At 72.9% G+C, this 19,518-nt stretch carries 19 protein-coding genes; 8 read left to right on the forward strand and 11 right to left on the reverse strand.

Annotated elements, in window-relative coordinates:
* Positions 1-34: 34 nt before the first annotated feature.
* The 5 genes from AB0F10_RS05030 to AB0F10_RS05050 all read right to left on the reverse strand — a co-directional run bounded on the left by AB0F10_RS05030 (position 35) and on the right by AB0F10_RS05050 (position 5,790).
* Positions 35-520 (reverse strand): prepilin-type N-terminal cleavage/methylation domain-containing protein, encoded by a 486-nt coding sequence (locus AB0F10_RS05030; protein WP_360620502.1) that lies wholly within the window; start codon positions 518-520, stop codon positions 35-37.
* Between the two features lie 100 nt (positions 521-620).
* Positions 621-1,850 carry a type II secretion system F family protein gene (locus tag AB0F10_RS05035; RefSeq protein ID WP_360620503.1) on the reverse strand — a complete coding sequence of 410 codons (1,230 nt, stop codon included), beginning with the start codon at positions 1,848-1,850 and terminating at the stop codon, positions 621-623.
* A gap of 1 nt (position 1,851) precedes the next feature.
* The gene (locus tag AB0F10_RS05040; protein WP_360620504.1) at positions 1,852-2,988 is read right to left on the reverse strand and encodes a type IV pilus twitching motility protein PilT; all 1,137 of its coding nucleotides are present in this window, start codon (positions 2,986-2,988) and stop codon (positions 1,852-1,854) included.
* Between the two features lie 132 nt (positions 2,989-3,120).
* A complete protein-coding gene (locus tag AB0F10_RS05045) occupies positions 3,121-4,803 on the reverse strand; it encodes a GspE/PulE family protein (RefSeq protein WP_360620505.1) in 1,683 nt (560 codons plus the stop codon).
* A 21-nt stretch (positions 4,804-4,824) separates the two neighbouring features.
* Complete coding sequence (locus AB0F10_RS05050) at positions 4,825-5,790, reverse strand: helix-turn-helix domain-containing protein (protein WP_360620506.1); 966 nt, start codon at positions 5,788-5,790, stop codon at positions 4,825-4,827.
* A 19-nt stretch (positions 5,791-5,809) separates the two neighbouring features.
* Between AB0F10_RS05050 and AB0F10_RS05055 the strand changes: the two genes are divergently transcribed.
* Positions 5,810-7,186 (forward strand): MFS transporter, encoded by a 1,377-nt coding sequence (locus AB0F10_RS05055; protein WP_360620507.1) that lies wholly within the window; start codon positions 5,810-5,812, stop codon positions 7,184-7,186.
* 98 nt (positions 7,187-7,284) lie between these two features.
* Positions 7,285-7,815, forward strand: a complete 531-nt coding sequence (locus AB0F10_RS05060; protein WP_360620508.1) for a snapalysin family zinc-dependent metalloprotease — start codon at positions 7,285-7,287, stop codon at positions 7,813-7,815.
* A gap of 47 nt (positions 7,816-7,862) precedes the next feature.
* On the opposite strand, the gene AB0F10_RS05065 is transcribed toward AB0F10_RS05060, so the two are convergent.
* Positions 7,863-8,180 carry an STAS domain-containing protein gene (locus AB0F10_RS05065; RefSeq protein WP_360620509.1) on the reverse strand — a complete coding sequence of 106 codons (318 nt, stop codon included), beginning with the start codon at positions 8,178-8,180 and terminating at the stop codon, positions 7,863-7,865.
* Between the two features lie 102 nt (positions 8,181-8,282).
* On the opposite strand from AB0F10_RS05065, the gene fxsT reads away from it, so the two are divergent.
* Complete coding sequence (gene fxsT, locus AB0F10_RS05070) at positions 8,283-10,700, forward strand: FxSxx-COOH system tetratricopeptide repeat protein (RefSeq protein ID WP_360620510.1); 2,418 nt, start codon at positions 8,283-8,285, stop codon at positions 10,698-10,700.
* Positions 10,701-10,707: 7 nt separating this feature from the next.
* Here fxsT and AB0F10_RS05075 read toward each other — a convergent pair whose 3' ends face one another.
* Genes AB0F10_RS05075 through fxsA form a run of 3 tightly spaced genes read right to left on the reverse strand, consistent with a single transcriptional unit; the run spans position 10,708 to position 14,083 of the window.
* Positions 10,708-12,396, reverse strand: coding sequence for a bifunctional diguanylate cyclase/phosphodiesterase (locus AB0F10_RS05075; RefSeq protein ID WP_360620511.1), 1,689 nt, complete (start codon positions 12,394-12,396; stop codon positions 10,708-10,710).
* 54 nt (positions 12,397-12,450) lie between these two features.
* The gene (locus AB0F10_RS05080) at positions 12,451-13,920 is read right to left on the reverse strand and encodes an aKG-HExxH-type peptide beta-hydroxylase (RefSeq protein WP_360620512.1); all 1,470 of its coding nucleotides are present in this window, start codon (positions 13,918-13,920) and stop codon (positions 12,451-12,453) included.
* 7 nt (positions 13,921-13,927) lie between these two features.
* Positions 13,928-14,083: an FxSxx-COOH cyclophane-containing RiPP peptide gene (gene fxsA, locus AB0F10_RS05085; protein WP_360620513.1), complete on the reverse strand. Its 156-nt coding sequence runs from the start codon at positions 14,081-14,083 to the stop codon at positions 13,928-13,930.
* 256 nt (positions 14,084-14,339) lie between these two features.
* Between fxsA and AB0F10_RS05090 the strand changes: the two genes are divergently transcribed.
* Together AB0F10_RS05090 and AB0F10_RS05095 are read left to right on the forward strand one after the other, a co-directional pair.
* Positions 14,340-14,540 (forward strand): hypothetical protein, encoded by a 201-nt coding sequence (locus tag AB0F10_RS05090; RefSeq protein ID WP_360620514.1) that lies wholly within the window; start codon positions 14,340-14,342, stop codon positions 14,538-14,540.
* Positions 14,541-14,592: 52 nt separating this feature from the next.
* The gene (locus AB0F10_RS05095; RefSeq protein WP_360620515.1) at positions 14,593-14,925 is read left to right on the forward strand and encodes a hypothetical protein; all 333 of its coding nucleotides are present in this window, start codon (positions 14,593-14,595) and stop codon (positions 14,923-14,925) included.
* Positions 14,926-14,964: 39 nt separating this feature from the next.
* Here the strand turns inward: AB0F10_RS05095 and AB0F10_RS05100 are convergent, their stop codons facing one another.
* Positions 14,965-15,249 (reverse strand): DUF427 domain-containing protein, encoded by a 285-nt coding sequence (locus tag AB0F10_RS05100; protein ID WP_360620516.1) that lies wholly within the window; start codon positions 15,247-15,249, stop codon positions 14,965-14,967.
* 153 nt (positions 15,250-15,402) lie between these two features.
* On the opposite strand from AB0F10_RS05100, the gene AB0F10_RS05105 reads away from it, so the two are divergent.
* The 3 genes from AB0F10_RS05105 to AB0F10_RS05115 are packed head-to-tail and all read left to right on the forward strand — an operon-like array spanning position 15,403 to position 18,586.
* A complete protein-coding gene (locus AB0F10_RS05105; RefSeq protein ID WP_360620517.1) occupies positions 15,403-15,987 on the forward strand; it encodes a hypothetical protein in 585 nt (194 codons plus the stop codon).
* A complete protein-coding gene (locus tag AB0F10_RS05110; protein WP_360620518.1) occupies positions 15,984-17,141 on the forward strand; it encodes a hypothetical protein in 1,158 nt (385 codons plus the stop codon). The genes AB0F10_RS05105 and AB0F10_RS05110 overlap by 4 nt, the downstream gene beginning before the upstream one ends.
* A complete protein-coding gene (locus tag AB0F10_RS05115) occupies positions 17,138-18,586 on the forward strand; it encodes a hypothetical protein (protein ID WP_360620554.1) in 1,449 nt (482 codons plus the stop codon). Before AB0F10_RS05110 ends, AB0F10_RS05115 begins: the two co-directional genes overlap by 4 nt.
* A 69-nt stretch (positions 18,587-18,655) precedes the next feature.
* On the opposite strand, the gene AB0F10_RS05120 is transcribed toward AB0F10_RS05115, so the two are convergent.
* The gene (locus AB0F10_RS05120; protein ID WP_360620519.1) at positions 18,656-19,507 is read right to left on the reverse strand and encodes a bifunctional DNA primase/polymerase; all 852 of its coding nucleotides are present in this window, start codon (positions 19,505-19,507) and stop codon (positions 18,656-18,658) included.
* Positions 19,508-19,518 lie beyond the last annotated feature (11 nt).

Below are 19,518 nucleotides of genomic sequence, written 5' to 3' on the forward strand. Positions count from 1 at the left end.
GGCCGGTGACGCCACCCGTGGTGCTACTGCCCGATCAGCAGGTGGCGGGCATGGGGGTGCCGGAGCCCTCCTTGACCGAGCCGCCGGTCGCGCTGTCGTATCGGTACCACTTGCCGCTGCCGCCGCTGTTCGTCGCGCAGAGCTTGTAGGTGCCGCCGCCGGCCGCCGGGGCGACGTAGGTCATCTTGGTCTTGTCCGACAGGGTGATCGTGGAGTCGGTGCCGCTGCCGATCTTCGGAAGCGTCATGACCGACGCCGCGGCCGCGCCGTTGTTGTCCACGGTCTGGCTCGCGGTCGGGTACGCGTTGCCGTTGTTGGTGTAGAACTGCTCCACCGCGCTGACCGCGCCGCGCACGTCGGACTGGGCCGACTTGTCGGCCGCGCCCTGCCGGTAGTTCAGGTAGACCGGAACGGCGATGGCGACCAGGACGCCGATGATGACCACGACCACGAGGAGCTCGATGAGGGTGAAGCCCTCGTCCTGCTTCTTGGCGCGCAGCCGGGCGATGATGTCCTGCATTGGGGGTGCCTCCAGTAGGCGTCAGGGGTGGGGCGGGTGTCGGTGTTGCTGTTCGGGCTCGGGCGCCCGACGTCGACCGGAGTCCGGCCGCTCCAGAGGCTCAGCCCTGGATGTTCTGGTAGATGGTGAACATCGGTAGGTACAGACAGATCACCATTCCGCCGACCACGGTGCCCATGACGAGGACCATGATCGGTTCGATCGAGGCGGTCAGGGAGTCGGCAGCGCTGTCGACCTCCCTGTCATAGAAATCGGCAACCTTGTCGAGCATCTGACTGATCTGGCCGCTTTCTTCGCCGACCTCGATCATCTGCGTGACCATCTCGGGGAAGACCTTGTGGCTGCGCAGGGCCGAGGACATCGGGTGGCCGTCGCGTACGGCCGACTGGACGTCACGCATGGCCATGTTGATGACCTCGTTGCCGGTGGTCTCGCCGACCACCGACAGCGCCTGCATGACGGGCACGCCGACGTTGAGCAGCAGGCCGAGGTTGCGCGAGAACCGGCTCATCGCGAGCTTGCGGAACAGCGACCCGAAGACCGGCAGCCTGAGCTTCAGCCGGTCGACGGCCAGCCGGAAGTCCTCGCTCTCGCGGGACTTGCGCTTGTAGAAGATCGATCCGGTGATGCCGATGGTCAGCACCAGCGGCCCGATCCACCACATGTTGTGGCTCGCGTCGACCAGGAACTGGGTGATGCCGGGTAGCTCGCCGCCCAGGTTCTTGAACATCTGTTCGAACACCGGAACGATGAAGATCAGCACGGCCGCGATCAGCACGAACGTGAAGCTCAGCACGATCGCCGGGTAGGTCAGCGCGCTCTTGATCTTGCCGCGGAGCGCGGTGTCCTTCTCCAGGCTCTCCGCGACCTGCTCGAGGGCGCGGTCGATCATGCCGCCCGCCTCGCCGGCGCGGATCATCGCGATCATGAGACGGGGGAAGACCTTGTCGTGCTTGGCCATGGCCGACGAGAGCGACACGCCGCCCGCGACGTCCGTGCTGATCTCGGCGGTCGCCCTCTTGATCGGGGCCGAGGCGGTCTGCTCCTCGAGGATCGACAGCGAACGCAGCAGCGACATGCCCGAGGCGGTCATCGTGGCGAACTGGCGGGCGAAGACCGCGAGGTCCTTGAGCTTGGTCCGGTTGCCCAGGCCGGGAATCTTGAGGTCCTGGTTGAGCCCGCGACCCGCCTGGCTCATCTCCAGCGGCACCTCGCCGCGCCCGCGCAGGATGTGCGTCGCCGCGGTCTCGTTCGCCGCCTCCAGGGTGCCCTTGGTCTTGTGGCCCTGCGCGTCGATGCTGCTGTAGTGGAACGTCTTGGTCGCCGCCATGTCACATCCGTCCGATCAGCCGCTTGAGCTCTTCCGGGGCGTGGCAGATCTCGAGGGCGGTCTGGACCGTGATCAGGCCCTCGCGTACGCGCTCGGCCAGGTGCTGGTCGAACGCCAACATGCCGTCGTTGCCGCCGGCCTGCATGAATGACGGGATCTGGTGTGACTTGCCCTCGCGGATCAGGCTCCGGATGGCGGGCGTCGCGGTGAGGATCTCGCAGACCACGGTCCGGCCCTTGCCGTCGGCGCGCGGCGCCAGCGCCTGGGTGACGACGCCCTGCAGGCTCGCCGCCAGCTGCGCGCGGATCTGGAGTTGCTGGTGCGGCGGGAAGATGTCGATGACGCGGTCGATCGTCTGCGTCGCGCTCTGGGTGTGCAGCGTCGCCAGCACGAGGTGACCGGTCTCGGCGGCGGTCAGCGCGGTCGCGGTCGTCTCGAGGTCGCGCAGCTCGCCGACGAGGATGATGTCGGGGTCCTGGCGCAGCGCGTGCTTGAGCGCCTGCGGGAAGGTCTCCGTGTCGGAGCCGACCTCACGCTGGTTGACCAGGCTGCGCTTGTGCGGGTGCAGGAACTCGATCGGGTCCTCGATGGTGATGATGTGCGCCGAGCGGGTGCGGTTCGCCAGGTCGAGCACCGAGGCGAGCGTGGTGGTCTTGCCGGAACCGGTCGGGCCGGTCACCAGCACCAGGCCCCGGGGCAGGTGAGCGAAGCGGGTGACGGACTCGGGCATGCCCAGCTCGTCCAGCGGTTTGATCTTGTGCGGGATGGCCCGGAAGACGGCGCCGCACGAGTTGCGCTGGATGTAGAGGTTCCCGCGGAACCGGGAGACGCCGATGATGCTGTGCGCGAAGTCCAGCTCCTGATCGCGCCGGAAGGTCTCCCACTGGTCCCCGGAGACCGCCGCGCGGGCCAGCAGGGCGGTGTCGGCGGAGTTGAGCTTGCCGTAGCCGGGCAGCGGGCCCAGGCTGCCGTCGACCCGGATCATCGGCGGGGAGCCGACGGTCAGGTGCAGGTCGGAGCCGCGGGACTCGACGAGGGTGATCAGCATCTGGTCCAGCACCGCGAGGTCGCCCGCGCCGGGCACGGCCGGGTCTGCCGGTGCCGCCTGATGCGGAACCTCGTGATCGAGCGTGTACATGGCTGCACCGGCAATCTCGTCGTGAAATCTGACGCCCTTCCCATTCGGCATCGTGATGCACTGGTTTAGGGTCTTTTTCGCCAGAATCGCGCGGACCGCGGCGCGGCGAGGTAGCCTGCGCCCGCCCGAGGGTCAGACGGCGACGCGGGATACCTCGCGCAGTGACGTGAGCCCGCCCGCGGCCTTCGCCAGCCCGTCCGAGCGCAGCTCGTACATGCCCTGGTCGAGGGCCACCTCGCGGATCTCGTTGGAGGAGGCGCGGCGGATGGTCAGCGTCTCGATCTCGGCGGAGATCGGCATGACCTCGTGCAGCGCGATCCGCCCGCGGTAGCCGGTGTTCGCGCAGTTGCGGCAGCCGACCGGCTGGTAGAGCGCGTCCGGGACCCGGAGGTCCTGCATCGGCCAGCGGGCGCCCTCCAGCTCCTCCTCGGTCGGCAGGTACGCCTCCTTGCACCAGTCGCAGAGCCGGCGGGCCAGCCGCTGCGCCAGCACGCAGTCCAGCGACGAGCCGACCAGGAACGGCTCGATGCCCATCTCGGTGAGCCGGGTGACCGCGCCGGGCGCGTCGTTGGTGTGCAGGGTGGAGAGCACGAGGTGGCCGGTCAGGGACGCCTCGGTGGCGATCTGCGCGGTGTTGCCGTCCCGGATCTCGCCGATCAGCACGACGTCGGGGTCGGAACGCAGGATCGCCGGCAGCACCGCCGCGAAGGTCAGGCCGGCCTTCGCGTTGACCTGCACCTGGTTGACGCCGCGCAGCCGGTACTCGACCGGGTCCTCGACCGTGATGACGTTGATCTCGGGCTTGCTGATCCGGCCCAGGGTGGCGTACAGGGTGGTGGACTTGCCGGAACCGGTCGGACCGGTGACCAGGACCATGCCGTGCGGCTTGGTGAACGACTCCTCGAAGCGGTTCAGGTTGTGCTGGGTGAAGCCCAGCTTGGCCAGGTCGAGGTCGATGCCGCCGGTGTCGAGCACCCGCAGGACGATCTTCTCGCCCCACACGGTCGGCAGGGTCGCCGTCCGCAGGTCGACCTGGCGGTCCCGGATCACGACCGTGATGCGGCCGTTCTGGGGCACCCGCCGCTCGGTGATGTCGACGCCGGACATGATCTTCAGGCGTGAGGTCAGCGCCGCCATCACGCCGCGCGGCACCGTGTCGAGCTCGTGCAGGACGCCGTCGATGCGGTAGCGCACCCGCATCTCGTCCTCGGTCGGCTCCAGGTGCAGGTCGGAGGCGCGGTTCTGGATCGCCTGCTCGATCAGGTTGTTGACGTAACGCACGATCGGGGCGTCGTCCGCGCTGGTCGCCTGCGCCGCCATCGGCTGCTCGTCGAGTGACTTGTCGGCCAGGTCACCGAGGTCGCTGTCCTCGCGCTGCAGCCGCTCGATGATCCGGCGGACCTCGCTGCGGGCGACCACGACCGGGCGGATCGTCATGCCGGTGGAGGCGCGGACGTCGTCGAGCGCCACCACGTCGCCGGGGTCGGTGACGCCGACGACCAGCTCGCCGTCGGCCATCGACAGGCCGAGCACGCGGTGGCGCAGCACGACGGGCATCGGGATGCGCTTGAGCGCGGCCGGGTCGGGGGAGTAGCCGACCAGGTCGAGGGTGTTGATGCCGAACGCGGTCGCGGCGGCCGAGGTCAACTGCTCCTCGGTGACGACCTGGTCGTTGATCAGGACCGCCCGCACCGACCGGCCGCTGCGCTGGGCCTCGTCGGCCGCGGCGTCCACCGCGACCGGGTCGATGCCGATCTGCTTGAGCGCGTCGAGCAGCGGGCGGAAGGTCTGGTCCACGTTCGTCCCATCGGTCACCTTCCGCGGTTCCTGAGGCACTCAGGTCTGACGGAAAGTCCGGCGGTAGGCGGTAGGGGGCACCCCGATGGTCGCCTGCAGGTGCTGGCGCAGGGCCGTGGCGCTGCCCAGCCCGGAGCGCCGGGCGACCGCGTCGACGCTCAGGTCGGTCGATTCGAGCAGCAGCCGGGCGTGCGCGACCCGCTGCCGCAGCAGCCACTTCTGCGGGCTCAGCCCGGTCTCGTCGCGGAACCGGCGGGTGAACGTGCGCACGCTCATCCGGGCGTGGCCGGCCATCTCCGGGAGGCTCACCGGCTCGGCCAGCCGGCGCAGCGCCCAGGCCCGGGTCGGCTCGGTGCCGCTGCCCTGCGCCGCCGGCACCGGCTGCTCGATGTACTGCGCCTGCCCGCCGTCGCGCCACGGCGGCACCACGCAGCGGCGGGCGGCCTGATTGGCCACCGCGGCACCGTGGTCCTCCCGCACCACGTGCAGGCACAGGTCGATGCCGGCGCCGACGCCGGCCGAGGTGAGCACGTCGCCGTCGTCGAGGAACAGCACGTCGAAGTCCCAGTCGACGCCGGGATAGAGCCGCCGCAGGCGCTTGGCCCAGGCCCAGTGGCTGGCCGCTGCGCGCCCGTCGAGCAGGCCGGCCGCGGCCAGCACCGAGGCGCCGGTGCAGATCGAGATGATCCGGGCGCCGCGCGCGTGTGCGGCGCGCAGCGCGTCGGTGACCGCCGGGTCGACCTCGCCGGTCCGCAGCGTCGGTCCGCCGCTCACCCCCGGCACCAGGACGGTGTCGGCGGTGGCGAGCGGGGAGAGGTCGTGGTCGGCCACGACCTGGAAGCCGCCGCGCTCGGGGCGCACCGGCCGCCCGCCCGGGCTGCAGGTGGTGACGGTGTAGAAGGGCGTGTCGTCGGCGTCCCGGGCGGCGCCGAAGACCTGCGGGGGCACCCCCAGGTCGAAGCCGACCACGCCGTCGAGGGCCACCATCGCGATCGCATGCGTCATGGCCTGATTCTTGCGCATCATGGCTTCCCGGCCACTCGTCCGACCGGCTCACGGTCCGCAGAATGATCGTGTGATCAATCGCCGCCCCCACCCCGCCTGGTTCGTCGCAGCCGTCGCCCTCGTCGCCCTGGTGGGCGCGGCCGGCTTCCGCGCGACGCCGTCGGTGCTGCTCCGGCCCCTGCACGACGAGTTCGGCTGGTCGCTGGGCACCATCTCCGCGGCCGTCTCCGTCAACCTGCTGCTGTTCGGCCTCACCGCCCCGTTCGCGGCGGCGCTGATGGAGAAGTTCGGCATGCGCCGCGTGGTGGCCGCCGCGCTGGTGCTCGTCTCGGCGGGCAGCGGCCTCACCGTGTTCATGCAGCAGAGCTGGCAGCTGATCCTCTGCTGGGGCGTGCTCGTCGGCCTCGGCACCGGCTCGATGGCGCTCGCGTTCGTCGCGGTCGTGGCGAACCGCTGGTTCGTGGCCCGGCGCGGCCTGGTCGTCGGCGTGCTCACCGCCGGCGGCGCCGCCGGCCAGCTCGTCTTCCTGCCGCTGCTGGCCCGGCTGACCGCCGGCCACGGCTGGCGGGTGGCGGCACTTACGGTGGCGGCCGCGGCGCTGAGCGTCGTGCCGCTGGTCTGGTGGCGGCTGCGCGACCGGCCCGCGGACCTCGGCGTGACCGCGTACGGCGCGGGCCCCGGCGACGTGGCCGCGCCGCCGGCCGCGGCGCCGGGCGGTGCGGCCCGAACCGCGCTGCGCGCGCTCGGCCAGGCCGCGCGGACCCGGCCGTTCTGGCTGCTCGCGGGCGGATTCGCGATCTGTGGCGCGACCACCAACGGGCTCGTCGGCACCCACTTCATCCCGGCCGCGCACGACCACGGCATGACCGAGACGACCGCGGCGAGCCTGCTGGCACTGGTCGGCCTCTTCGACATCGTGGGGACGATCGCCTCGGGCTGGCTCACCGACCGGGTCGACAGCCGCCTGCTGCTGGGCGGCTACTACGCGCTGCGCGGGCTGTCCCTGCTGGTCCTGCCGTCGCTGTTCGCCGCGACCGCGCACCCGAGCATGGTCGTCTTCATCCTCTTCTACGGCCTGGACTGGGTCGCGACGGTGCCGCCGACCGTCGCGCTCTGCCGCGAGTACTTCGGCGCGAGCGGGGCGGTCGTCTTCGGCTGGGTCTTCGCCTCGCACCAGTTCGGCGCGGCGATCGCGGCGACCTCGGCGGGGCTGGTCCGCGACCGGCTCGGCGACTACGACGCGGCCTGGTACGCCGCCGGCGCCCTGGCGCTGGGCGCATCGCTGCTCTCGCTGATGCTGCTGGCGGGCCGCCGCTCCCGCGACGTCGGCCCGGCCGGGCCCGGCATCGGCGTGGCCTTCCCGCCGGCGCCGGCCGCGCCGGCGGCCATCACATGACGATGAGGCCGCAACCGGTATGACCGGCAGGCATCGATAATTGTCTCTCCATGGCTACGGTGTGGACACCCGCCCCACCACCCCCAGGGAGGTCATCGATGCTGCGTAAGAGACTGTCCGCCGCGCTGGTAGCCGTCGCGATGCTGGTCGGCCTGCAGGTCGGCACCGCCGCGCCGGCCGCGGCGGCGGCCCGGATCCTGTACTACGACGCCAGTCAGGCGCAGGAGTTCAAGGCCGTCGTCAACCAGGGCGCACAGATCTGGAACAGCCGGGTCACGAACGTCCAGCTCCAGCCGGTCCCGGCGGGCCGAACCCCGAACATCCGGGTGTACGCGGACGACGGCTGGCCGCGCACCTACACGACGTCGCTCGGCAACGGGCGCTGGTACATGGGCCGGGAGGCCGTGAATGACGGCTACTACCAGGCCCGGATCGCGGCGCACGAATTCGGCCACATCCTCGGCCTCCCGGACCGCCGCACGGGCCTGTGTGCCGATCTCATGTCGGGCAGCAGCGCGCCGGTCTCGTGCACGAACGCGTACCCGAACGCCACCGAGGCGGCGACGGTCAACAACAACTTCCGCTCGTCGGTCGCCGTACCGGCCCGCGAATTCGCCTGGGCCGGCTGACGCCACGCGCCCGGGCCCCGCACGCGGGGTCCGGGCCGGCGGACCGTCTACTCGCTCAGCTCGACGACCTCGAGCAGGCCGCTGAGCACCAGGATCCGGCGCACCGCCGGGCCCGGCCGGGCCAGCCGGAAGGCGATTCCGGAGTCCCGCGCTCGCTGGAAGCCGAAGGTCAGCGACCCCAGCCCGGAAGAGTCGATGAAGGACAGTCCGGACAGGTCCACCACGATGGTCCGGGGGCGGCTCTCCAGGGCCTCCTCCAGCGCGACGCGGACCTGGCCCACGTTGAGGACGTCGACCTCGCCGCGCAGGACGACCGTCACCACGTCGTCTCCGCGTTCGAGACTCGTCACAGTTTCCTCGGACACCGGTACCTTTCCGTTCGGCGCTAGCTTCCGCTGTGGTGGCGGTTCCACGTACGGTAGTCGGGACCACGACAGTAGACGGCCGAGTCACCTGGGGAGGGCGGCGTGCCGATCCAGGGTGGCCTGCCGCCGCGCAATCCGCACTTCGTAGGTCGTGAAGGGCTCCTCGCCGAGGTGCGGGAGCTGCTCGGCAACGGCCCGGTGGCCCTGCTCCCGTCGCCCGGGCACGAGGTCGGTGGCACCGGGCGCACCCAGCTCGCCGTCGAATACGTCTACCGCTACGCCACCGCCTACGACCTGGTCTGGTGGATCCCGGCCGAGCAGACCGCCGGCATGCGCGCCGCCCTCGTCGGCCTGGCACAGGAGCTCAACCTGCCCGAGGCCCGGGACATCAACACGACGCTCGGCGCGGTGCGCGACGCGCTGAGCCGGGGCGAGCCGCACCGCAACTGGCTGATCGTCTTCGCGAACGCGAACCGGCCCGAGGACATCCGGCCCTACCTGCCGAGCGGCGCCGGGCACGTGCTCGTCACCTCGCGGAATCCCCGGTGGACCGCCGAGGTCGCGCAGGCGGTTCCGGTCGCGGCCTTCGACCGTACGGACAGTGTGGACCTGCTGCGGCGGCGCGGGCCCGAGCTGTCCGCGGCCGACGCGGAGCGGCTGGCCGAGCGGCTCGGTGACGTGCCGATGGCGCTCGACCAGGCGGCCGCGGTGCGCAAGGCGGCGGGCTGGACCGCGGCCGAATACCTGCGCCGCTACGTCGATCGGGCCGCCGAGCTGGCGTTCCCGACGCCGATCCGGGTGGCCTGGGGGCTGTCCGCCGATGCTCTGGGCGAGGCCTCGCCGGCCGCCTACGAGCTGCTCGAGCTCTGCGCGTTCCTGGGCAGCGCGCCGGTGTCGTGGGAGCTGCTCTGGGCCGCGCGGGGTCAGGTCACCCCCGAGCTGGACCGCACGGTCCGCATCGAGCGGCGGCTCAAGGCCGCGCTGCGCCTCATCGGCCGGTACGGGCTCGCCGACCTCGATCCGCCCGGCGAGAGCGTGCTGGTGCACCCGCTGGTCCGCGGCATGGTCGGCCAACAGCTCAGCTCGGAGCGGCACGCCGCGCTGCTGCACTCGGTGCGCGCGATGCTGGCCGCGGCCGACCCCGGCGACCCGGACAACCCGGCGCACTGGCCCCGGTACGCGGCGATCGTCGCGCACCTGGTCCACTCCGACGTGCTCGGCGGCGACGCCGAGGAGATCCGGCAGCTGGTGATCAACTGCATCCGCTTCCTGTACGCGCGCGGCGACTGGGACTCGAGCCGGGACCTGGCGTCCCAGGCGGTGGCCCGCTGGAGCGACCTCGGCGAGGCCGACGAGCAGACGCTGCTGGCCTCGTTCCACCTGGCCAACGCCCTGCGGGCGGTCGGGCAGGTGGACGAGGCCCGGGCCCTGAACGCGCGGACGCTGCGCTCGCAGCGTGAGGCGCTGGGCGCGGACGACGAGACCACCCTCGCGACGGCCAACAGCGTCGGCGCCGACCTGCGGATGCAGGGCCACTTCGGCCAGGCCCGCCAGCTCGACGCGGACAACCTGGTGCGCTACCGCCGGCTGTTCGGCGAGAGCTTCCCGACCGCGCTGCGCTGTGCCAACAACCTCGCGGTCGACCTGCGGCTGCTCGGCGACTTCCGGGGCGCCAGGGCGCTGGACGAGCAGGTGCTGCGGCACCGGCAGATGATCTTCGTCGAGGGTCATCCGGAGACGCTGTCCTCGCGGGCCGGCCTGGCGTTCGACCTGCTCGGCCTGGGCGACTACGCCGGCGCGACCGAGCTGTTGAACGGCGGGCACGCCGAGGCGCTCGGCGCCGGGCACCCGATGGCGCTCTGGGTCGGCCGGTTCGCGGCGATCGCGGCCCGGCGCGGCGGGCTGCCGCAGGCCCGGCAGCTGGCCGAGGCCAACGTCGAGCTGTTCCGGCAGCGGTTCGGCGACCTCAACGTCGAGACCCTCGGTGCGCTGGTGTCGCTGGCCAACTGCGCCCGCGACGACGGCGACCTCGCCGAGGCGCACCGGCTGCTGGAGCGCGCGGTCGGCGACTACCGGACGGCGCTCGGCGCCGAGCACCCGTTCACCCTGGCGGCGGCGGCCGATCTGGCCGGTGTGGTGCGCGCCGACGGCCGTTTCGCGCAGGCCCGGGCGATGGATTCGGAGGCGCTCGGCGGGCTGCGGCGCAGCGTCGGCCTCGACCACCCGTTCACGCTGAGCTGCGCCAACGGCCTGGCGGCCGACCTGATCGCGGTCGGCGAGGCGCAGCTGGCCAGGGAGGTCGCGCTCGACACGCTCGCGCGCTCCCGCGTGCTGCGCGGTGCCGAGCACCCCGACACGCTGGCGTGCGCGTTCAACGTCTCGCTCGACACCGGGGACGAGCTGTCGACGCACCTCGCGATCGAGGAGCTGCGGAAGTTCTGCGGTGACGGCCACCCGCTGCTGGCCCGCGCCCTGACGGGGACCCGCCTGGAGACCGAGATCGAGCCGCCGCCGCTCTAGGGCGCGCCTAGGACGAGAGCGCCGACTGCCGGTTCAGCAGCGCGGTCAGGTCGCCGGCCGGCATCGGCCGGGCGAAGTGGTAACCCTGCGCCTGCGCGCAGTCGAGCTCGCGCAGCCGGTCGGCCTGCGTCGCGTCCTCGACGCCCTCGGCGACCGGTGCCAGGTTGAAGGTCCTGGCGATCTGCAGCACGGCCTCGGCCACCGATGCGCCGCTGCTCTGCTGCATGGCCTGCACGAACGACCTGTCGATCTTCACGACGTCGACGGGCAGCCGGCCGAGGTGGCTCAGCGACGAGAAGCCGGTGCCGAAGTCGTCAAGCGCGATCCGGACGCCGAGCGTCTTCAGCGCGCTCAGCACCCGCGCCGACTCGGTCAGGTCGACAAGCGCGACCGACTCGGTCAGCTCCAGCACCAGCAGCGACGGCGGGAGGCCGGTGCGCTCCAGCACGGAGCGGACCTCGTCGACCAGGTCGGGGTTGCCGAGCTGGCTGGCGGAGAGGTTCACGTTGAGCTCGAAGCCGGGCTGCTGCGCCTGCCAGTAGGCGGCCTGCCGGCAGGCCTCCTCGAGCACCCAGCCGCCGAGGCGGGGCAGCAGGCCCAGCGACTCGGCCAGGTCCAGGAAGGCGGCGGGCGGCAGCAGGCCCCGCTCGGGATGGTTCCAGCGGACCAGCGCCTCGACGCCGACCGTGCGCTCGCCGAACAGGTCGACGATCGGCTGGTAGTGCACCTCGAACTCTTCGTCGTCGAGTGCGCGGCGCAGGTCGGCCACCTCGCGGCGGCGCTGCTCGGCCTGGGCGAACTGGGCCGGGTCGAAGCGGCGGGCGACGCCCTTGCCCTCGCCCTTGGCCTGGTAGAGGGCGAGGTCGGCCTCGCGCATCAGATCGTCGACAGCGGTGCCGCTGCCACGGGTCAGCGCGATTCCGGCGCTGGCCGGGATGGTCAGCACGGCGTCGCCGATGATGAGCGGCTGTGACAGGTCGCGCAGGATGCGGTTCGCCACGGTGTCGGCGATCTGGTCGTCGACGAGCCGGGGGAGCAGCACCACGAACTCGTCGCCGCCGAGGCGGGACACGGTGTCGTTGCTTCGGACGTTCGCGCTCAGCCGCTCCGCCGCGGTGCGCAGCAGTTCGTCGCCGGTGGCGTGCCCGTAGGTGTCGTTGACCTCTTTGAAGCCGTCCAGATCGACGATGATCACGGCGGTCATCGTGTCGTCGGCGTCCGCGAGGGCGTCGACGGCGTGGTCCATGAACAGCTTGCGGTTGCCGAGCTCGGTGAGCGGATCGCGGAAGGCCTGCCGGGCCAGCTGGGCGCGCTGCCGGGTGAGGTCCCGCACGAGGCTCTCGTTGGTGCGCGCGCCGAGGAACTGGCGGAGCAGGATGATCGCGGCGACGGCGAGGATCAGCCAGGTCAGCCCGGGGCTGATGGTGCCGTGCCAGGCGGACCAGAGGCCGGCCATGGCGACCGCGGACGCGACAGGCACGTACTGCAGCAGCGGCCAGCGGCCGGCCAGGACGATCACGCCGGTGCCGAGGAGGGCGACCGTGGCGAGGCCGATGATCAAACGTGGCAGGCCCGCGTCACCGGGTTCGAGGCCGTCCGACAACACCGGCCACGCGAGCAGCAGCAGCGACGCGAAGATCATGGTGTCATCGACACCGCGGCGCACACGATCCATGGTCTTGCCGATCCGACCCATGACTCACCTCCAACGGTGGTCACATCGGTGCCGCGCCGCTTTATCTGAGCGAACTTACGAAGAAAGCCAGCCCGCGAGCGTGACCGGATCGACGTTGCGATCGTCCAGCGCGAGGTAGGCGGCCGCGACGATCTCCGGCTCGGCGCCCAGCCCGCCTGCCAGGGCGAGACCCGCCCAGGCCGCGCGATCACCCGGATCCAGGATCACGCTGCTCCGGTACGCGTGAGCGGCCGCGTCGAGGTCGCCCCGGAGGTACGCGGAATCGCCGCCGGCGGTGTCGACCGGCTCGCCGCGGAGCACGGCGTGCGCCTGGTCCAGCCGGGCGCTCGCCTCCAGCGCCCGGCGCGGGGCCCGGTGCAGATGCGACGCGACGAGGGGCGCGGGGTCACCGCGGCGCCACGCCCCGGCGAGGGCGGCCGCGTCCGCGGGCTCGACGCGCAGGTTCCGCAGCCGCCAGCGCAGGCGGTGGTCCGCGTTGGCCCCGGCGGCGAGCCGCGCCACCTCGGGCGCGACCGGGTCGTCCAGCCACGGCAGCGCCTCGGCGCGCAGCGCTGTCACGAATCGGATTCCCGCCGCGGTGAGCCCGCCCCGGCCGAGCAACTCGTCCGCCGCGGCGACCACGGCCGAGCGCCACCTGGCGAACTCGAAGGCCGCCAGCGGATCGCCCGCGCCGGAGCGCCGGAAGCGGGCGACGTTCAGGTAGGCGTACGCGCCGTGCAGGATTCCGGACGCCGGGCGCGGGTCGTCGCGCCACGGGGAGTAACCGAGGGCGTCCGGGTCGTCGTGCAGGTCGAAGAGGTAGTTCACGGCGTTCAGGACGCTGTGCTGGGTCTCGTGCAGCAGCCCGACCGCGAGCGCGGTGGCATCGGCGGGCTCGGACATCGCGACGGCGCCGAACGCGTCCGCCGAGCTCGCGCTGATGCCCCGGGCGGCCGGATCCGCCTCGACGGGGACGACGCAGTCCAGGACCGCGGCCAGCACCGCGGCCTGCGGCCGCACCCGGCCGACCAGCAGCCGCCAGGCCTCGGCGAGCAGGTGCTGCCAGCGGGCCACCTGGGCGTCGGTGAGCCGGGCGGCCGGCGTCAGCCCGAGCCGGGCCCGCAGCGGATCCCGATCCTCGATCCGCACCGAGATCGACAACCCGTCGTGTGCCGCGGTTAGCCGCCGCTCGGCCCGGCGCGGCGGCCCCGCGGCCAGGTCCGCCAGGTATCCGACGCCTGCCTCTTCGGGCAGACTTCCGACCCGCAGCGCGCTCAGGCAGCCCGCCGCCCATACCCCGGTCAGCGGCCGGGCGAGCATCTCGCGGACCCGCGGGGGATCCGCCCGCTCCTGCGCCACCAGGCTCGCGAACTCACCGGCGGGCGCGACCGCGGCGATCTCGCGCAGCAGCAGCAGGTGGCGGCTTAGCTGGGCCCGGCGCAGCTCACCGACGGTGGCGGCGTCGGGGCGGCCCGCGCCCAGCGCGGCGAAGGCGGCGTCACTGAGCCGGTGCGGTCGCGCGCCGGCGATCCCGGATCGCGTCATGATCGCCTCAGAGCGCCGAGTTGAAGCCGGCGATGGGCTCGCCCGGCCGGGCCAGGTCGTCGGCCAGCCGGCGCAGGCAGTGCGCCAGCGCCGAGTCGTCCACCGGATGCGGCGCGGTGTCCGCCGCCAGTTCCGCGAGCGACAGCCCGGAAACGTCGATCATGGCGGATCGCCACTCGGGTGTCGGACCCGTGGTGTTCGTACCCCCGTCCACGGACACCTACTCTCAGTATTCGTCAGCACTGTTTGCCGACCGACAAGTATCAATGTATTACCGCAACATTACGGCGGTCGTCGGGTCGGGTGATGTCGGGGAGTTGGCGGAGGCCGCGCTCGCCCGAGTTGACGTGGCGTGATCTCATAGGGACGCCAACACAGCGAAAGTCGGCAACGGAGGACAAACTGTGCTGGGTCGGAATGTGGAGGACGCGGAGGAAAACGTGCGGGAGCAGGTCGACGAGGCGGTCGAGGAGACCGCCGACACCGATGCGGCGCCGGGGCCATCGGAACAGCCGGTGATGCCCTCGCCACCGTTTCCCACGTTCCAGAGCCGCCCGACGCTGTCGCATCAGGTTCCGGGAGTCGGCTTCGAGAGCGGGCGGGACAGCCGTGCCCGCTGAGGATTCCCGGCCGAGCCTGCCTCGGCGTGGCCCCGCGCCGCCGGTCGACCAGATGGACAACGCCGAACTGGCGCGCCTGATCGAGGCCGAGCACCCCTACCGCGGCAAGGCGCTCTTCGAGCTTTCGGACCGGATTCCGGTCGACGACGACGCCGCGACGAAGGTGGCGATGCTGAGCCGGCTGACCTCGCTGCGGACCGCGCGGCTCTTCGACCGGGTCTCGCTGGCGTGGTCGGCGATCATCGCGCTGCTGGCGGCGGAGACGCCGCACGCGCGGTCCTCGGCCTACGAGGCGTTCTACGCTCTCGGGCCGGAGGAGCAGGCCGACATGCTGGACTACCTGGAGGTTACGGCGATCGAGGAGGCGCACCCCCGGATCGGGTAGGCGGCGCGGACCCGGTCGGGCCCGCGCCGGCGGCGAGCGTCAGGCCTCGACCTTCACGGTCTTTTTGAACGCGACCCGGTCGCGGACGGCCTTTGCGTCGGGTTTGGGCTCCGGGTAGAACCAGACCGCGTCCGGGGTGACAGTCCCGCCGGCCTCGAGGGTGTAGTAGGAAGCCTTGCCCTTCCACGGGCAGACGGTGTGCGTATCCGAGGGGCGCAGCACGTCCTCGCGCAGCGCGGAGCGCGGAAAGTAGGTGTTGCCCTCGACTACCACGGTGTCGTCGCTCTCGGCGATGATCTCGTCGTTCCAGATGGCCTTCGGCATACCCCGAACGTAGCGCGCCTCCCGGGCACTGTCCGATACGCGCGATTTATTCACCTCCCGTGGGTGAAACGTGGTGAGTCGTCCCCACATTGCCCGCGTCCTGTATGAAGATCTAGAGTCGATCCGCCACGATTCCCCACGGAAGCGGCCGCCATGAACCGCCAGAGCACGCTGCCGAGCGCCCGCGAGCAGGCCCGTCGCACCCTGCTGCTCATCGGCGCGCCCGCGGCGGCGCGGCTGATCGTGGACGTGCACGGTGCGCTCTTCGACGGTGATCTATCCGTCGCGGCCCTGGCCGGGCTGCTGCGCGACGAGGAACGGGAGTTCGCCGCCGGCGTGCCGGCCGCGTACCGGATCTGCCCGGCCCTGCTGCCGGACCTGACGGCGGCCCGCGGCCAGATCACGCTCTCGACCTGGCCGGTGACCGGCCGGATCGCGTCGCCGGCCACCGACGAGCTCGCGGCGGTCGTCCGGATCGCCGAATTCATCGCCATGCGCGAAACCGCCGGGCCCGCGGCCGCCGCCCTGCTGCGCCGGCTCGCCGAAAACGTGCCCGGCGGCACCGAGGCGTACGCGGTGCAGAACCCCGCGGCGCTGGCCGACGCGGCGCGGACCGCCCTCGCCGGGGTGGCCGTCACGCCGCTGCCGGACGGGACCGCACACCGCTGGGACGGCCTCGAGGAGCGCCAGCGGCTCTTCGGCGTGCCCGGCCTGCCGCACCAGCGGGGTCGCCGGTGAGCGGCGCGCTCGACCGGCTGCGCGGCGGGGCACCGCCGAAGCGGCACAACGCCCGCACGATCGCCGCGCTCACCAGCAACCCCGGCTGCACCCGCCGCGCCGTGCTGGACGCGGCCGGGGCCGACAAGCCGAAGATCGCGCAGCAGATCGGCTTCCCCGGCAACTTCGGGCAGTCCCGCTTCGCGCTGGCCCGCGGCAACGGCTTCGAGGCGATGCTCAAGGCCGACGACTGCGCGCTGCTGCTCACCGTGCTCGGCGACTGCCTGCGGCTGGAGCCCACCGGCGTCTCCTACGACGACCTCGGCGACGACGCGGACGACACGCTCGCGGCCCGGCATGCGCGCACCCGCAGGCTGCTCGCCGGTGCCGCCGGTGCCGCGCTCATCGACCACCCGCTGCTCACCCTCGACGTCGCCGGCCAGCGGGTCTTCCTGGAGCCGGACCTGATCGCCTTCCAGGTCGAGGGCCGGCTGCACGTTGTCGAGATCAAGTCGTTCGCGATCGTCGACGGGCAGGCGGACAGCGCCAAGGTCTCCGCGGCCGCCGTGCAGGCCGCCGTCTACGTGCTCGCGCTGCGCCGGCTGCTCGAGGAGCTGGGCCACGACCCGGAGCTGGTCAGCCACGACGTCGTGCTCGTCTGCACCGAGAACTTCTCGCTGAACCCGGCGGCCGTGGTCCTCGACGTCCGCAAGCAGCTCGCCACCCTCAAGCGCCAGCTCACCCGCCTCGCCTCGGTCTCGGCGCTGGCCGCCGCCCTGCCGGCGTCGGTCAGCTTCGACCCGGCGCTGCCGCCCGCCGACCTGATCGCCGCGCTGAGCGAGATCGAGGCAAGCTACGCGCCGGAATGCCTGTCGACCTGCGAGCTGGCCTTCTACTGCCGGCACGAGGCCGCCGGGAGCACCGCGGCGCTGGGCCGGCCGGTGCAGGACGCGCTCGGCGGCATCGGCGCCGTCGACGAGGTGCTCGCGCTCGCCGCGGGCACCCGGACCCCGACCGCGGAACAGGCCGAGGCCGCCGAGCTGCTGCGGGCCGCGGCGCGCCTGCGGGCCGAACTGATGAGCAATTTTCCACCCGGCCCCCGGCCGGAGGGGTCCGGACCGTCGATCCCCGCCGGGCGCTGCGGCCCGGGCCACGTCGAAAAAGGCTCGCCCTGAGCACGCTCACCGCGCTCGCCCGCGCGCAGGCGTACGCCGAGGGCCGGGCGCAGCGGATCGCGACCGTGCGCCACCTGCACGTGCACCCCAGCCCGCTGGTGATCATCCCGCTGGCGATGGCCGGCGAGGCGAACACGCCGCTGGCGGCGATGGTCGGCACCACCGCGGGAGAGCCCCGGCTGCTGACCGTGGCCCAGCCCCGAAACCGGGACCACCGCTTCGCGTTCGCCGCGGAGCTGGCCGACGTGCTGGTGCGCTACGTGGACGGCTTCGCGGGCGCGGCCGAGCCGATCGCGGTCGACCGGGGGCGCGACGTGCGGTACCGCTTCACCGACGCGCCCCAGCTCTGGGTGCCCAACACCGGCGGCGTCGACTTTCTGCGCCTGTTCGGCCGGTCGACGCGCTTCCGCGGCACCGAGGGCGAGTACGCGGTGCCGCCCTCGGTGCCGCTGCTCGGGCGGTGGCTCACCTTCTTTGCCAACTCCGCCGAGGTGCCGGGGTCGTCGTTGCTGCTCAACGCCGTACAGGCGCTTGGCCTGCACTGGGCGACCGGGCAGAGCAGCGCGGAGGACGCCCAGCTCGCGGCCCTGCTGGGGTGGATCTCCCCGCCGCCGGGGCGTACCGGCGCCGAGGCGGCGCTGGCGGCCGAGGACCCGGCGGTGTCCCCGCCGGCCGGACCCGCCACCGACCCGTCGTTCGACAACCACGTGCTGGCGCCGCTGATCTCCTCGGCCTCCCCGGATGTCGCGGCGCTGACCGAGGTGCTGCACGCCCAGCTGCTGCCGACCTGGGAGCTGATGTGGCGCGCCCTCGACCTGCTGCGCGGGTTGCCGGCCGGCTCTCGGGTGGCCGGCCGCTGGGACGGCGACCGCGACGCCTACTCCGGCTTCGTGCAGCACCTGGCCGACGGCGGCCCGCCCCAACCGCGGCGCGACGGCGCGGTCGCCGCCGCGGCCCGGCTGCACCGCCTGGAGAACGCCGCCACCCGGTACGCGGTGCAGCGCGCCTTCGACGACCCGCTGGTGATGGCCGAGTACCGGCTGTCCGGCGCGGCCTTCGTCGGCCAGGTGACGCTGGCCAAGGCGGACCGGATCGACGACAGCGGCAAGCGGCCGGTGCTGCGCCCCCGCATCATGGTCGTCACCCCCGAACCGGTACGCGTCGAGAAGGGCGCCGCGCTGACCTCGCCGGCCCGGCCGGGGCAGAAGGCGCTGGTCGTCTCCGTGACGGCGGTCGACGACGCCAGGACCGAGGTGCTGCTGGAGCTCTCCGGCGGGATGGGCCGCAAGCTGGTCGCCGAGCCCGGCAGCGTGCCGGAGGTGGGCGAGCGGCTGCTGCTCACCACGCTGAGCGAGGCCTACCGGCCGGGCGGCGCCTTCCCGGACAGGGACCAGACCCCGTGGACACACGGCGGCCCGCCGGCCTCCGAGCCGGACGGCGCCTAGGGTCACGCCGCGCCGGCCCGGTTTACGCCGCGGCGCGCCGGGCTGAGGCCGTGCCGTGCCGTGCCGGGTTCATGCCGCGCTGCGGCGGCCCGTGTCCAGTGGCCGGTGGCGGCCCGCGCCCAGGCCGGAGCGGATCGTGCGGGCCGTCTCGGCGCGGCCCAGGCCCGCCCGGCGGGCCGCCGCGGTCAGCTCGCCGGTCACCGTCGCCGCGTCCAGCAGGCCCGCACCGACGAGCCGGCCGAGCGCGAACGCCGCGCGGTTGAGGGTGTCGTTGCGGGTGCCCACGGGTGAGCGGGCCACGCGGGCCGTCTCGGCCTCCAGGGCCACCGCCGCATAACGGCCGGGGTGGACGATCACGTCCGGGCCGTGCCGCGCCGGCGACGGCGGATCCGGGCCGGCGACCAGGTCCCGCAGCGACGCCGGGACGGCGGGCGGATCACCGGGGCGGATCACCCAGTAGTAGGCGGTGCCGTGCGCGTGCCGTGACGGAGGCGCGATCACGTAGCCGCCGGACCCGCGCCAGTCGACCCCGGGCAGCAGGCGCACCCGGTTTCCGTATCCGATCGGGGAGAACCAGAAGTGCCAGCCGCCGCCGCCCGTCCGGACCTGGGGCCCGCGCGGCATCTCGCCGCCGAGCAGATGACGCAGGCCGTGCCAGCCGCCGGGGGAGTCGACGTCGGCGACGTCCATGACGACGCCGGTGCGCAGCCCGACATTGGCCGCCGGCCATCGCGCCCACCACTGCTCGATGCGCCGCGGATCGACGCTGGCCTCGGTCAGGCCGTGCCGCAGGCGCGGATGCTTGCCCGGCCGCTCGCAGCCGGCCCGCCCGCAGGAACAGGACCCGTCGGCCGCAGGCGTGTGCACCGGCAGGACCGGGATCCCGTGCCGGGCGTAGGCGAGCGCAACGTCGAGAAGCATTGGCACAAGTG

This window comes from Actinoplanes sp. NPDC026623, assembly GCF_040638275.1.
Lineage (GTDB): Bacteria > Actinomycetota > Actinomycetes > Mycobacteriales > Micromonosporaceae > Actinoplanes.

Bases quoted from the DNA above. Each gene is read 5' to 3' on its own strand.
- AB0F10_RS05050 (WP_360620506.1), bottom strand. From the start codon at position 5,790: ATGACGCATGCGATCGCGATGGTGGCCCTCGACGGCGTGGTCGGCTTC.
- AB0F10_RS05105 (WP_360620517.1), top strand. From the start codon at position 15,403: ATGAACCGCCAGAGCACGCTGCCGAGCGCCCGCGAGCAGGCCCGTCGC.
- AB0F10_RS05040 (WP_360620504.1), bottom strand. From the start codon at position 2,988: ATGTACACGCTCGATCACGAGGTTCCGCATCAGGCGGCACCGGCAGAC.
- AB0F10_RS05120 (WP_360620519.1), bottom strand. From the start codon at position 19,507: ATGCTTCTCGACGTTGCGCTCGCCTACGCCCGGCACGGGATCCCGGTC.
- fxsA (WP_360620513.1), bottom strand. From the start codon at position 14,083: ATGATCGACGTTTCCGGGCTGTCGCTCGCGGAACTGGCGGCGGACACC.
- AB0F10_RS05030 (WP_360620502.1), bottom strand. From the start codon at position 520: ATGCAGGACATCATCGCCCGGCTGCGCGCCAAGAAGCAGGACGAGGGC.
- AB0F10_RS05080 (WP_360620512.1), bottom strand. From the start codon at position 13,920: ATGACGCGATCCGGGATCGCCGGCGCGCGACCGCACCGGCTCAGTGAC.
- AB0F10_RS05060 (WP_360620508.1), top strand. From the start codon at position 7,285: ATGCTGCGTAAGAGACTGTCCGCCGCGCTGGTAGCCGTCGCGATGCTG.
- AB0F10_RS05075 (WP_360620511.1), bottom strand. From the start codon at position 12,396: ATGGGTCGGATCGGCAAGACCATGGATCGTGTGCGCCGCGGTGTCGAT.
- AB0F10_RS05100 (WP_360620516.1), bottom strand. From the start codon at position 15,249: ATGCCGAAGGCCATCTGGAACGACGAGATCATCGCCGAGAGCGACGAC.
- AB0F10_RS05035 (WP_360620503.1), bottom strand. From the start codon at position 1,850: ATGGCGGCGACCAAGACGTTCCACTACAGCAGCATCGACGCGCAGGGC.
- AB0F10_RS05055 (WP_360620507.1), top strand. From the start codon at position 5,810: ATGGCTTCCCGGCCACTCGTCCGACCGGCTCACGGTCCGCAGAATGAT.
- AB0F10_RS05095 (WP_360620515.1), top strand. From the start codon at position 14,593: ATGGACAACGCCGAACTGGCGCGCCTGATCGAGGCCGAGCACCCCTAC.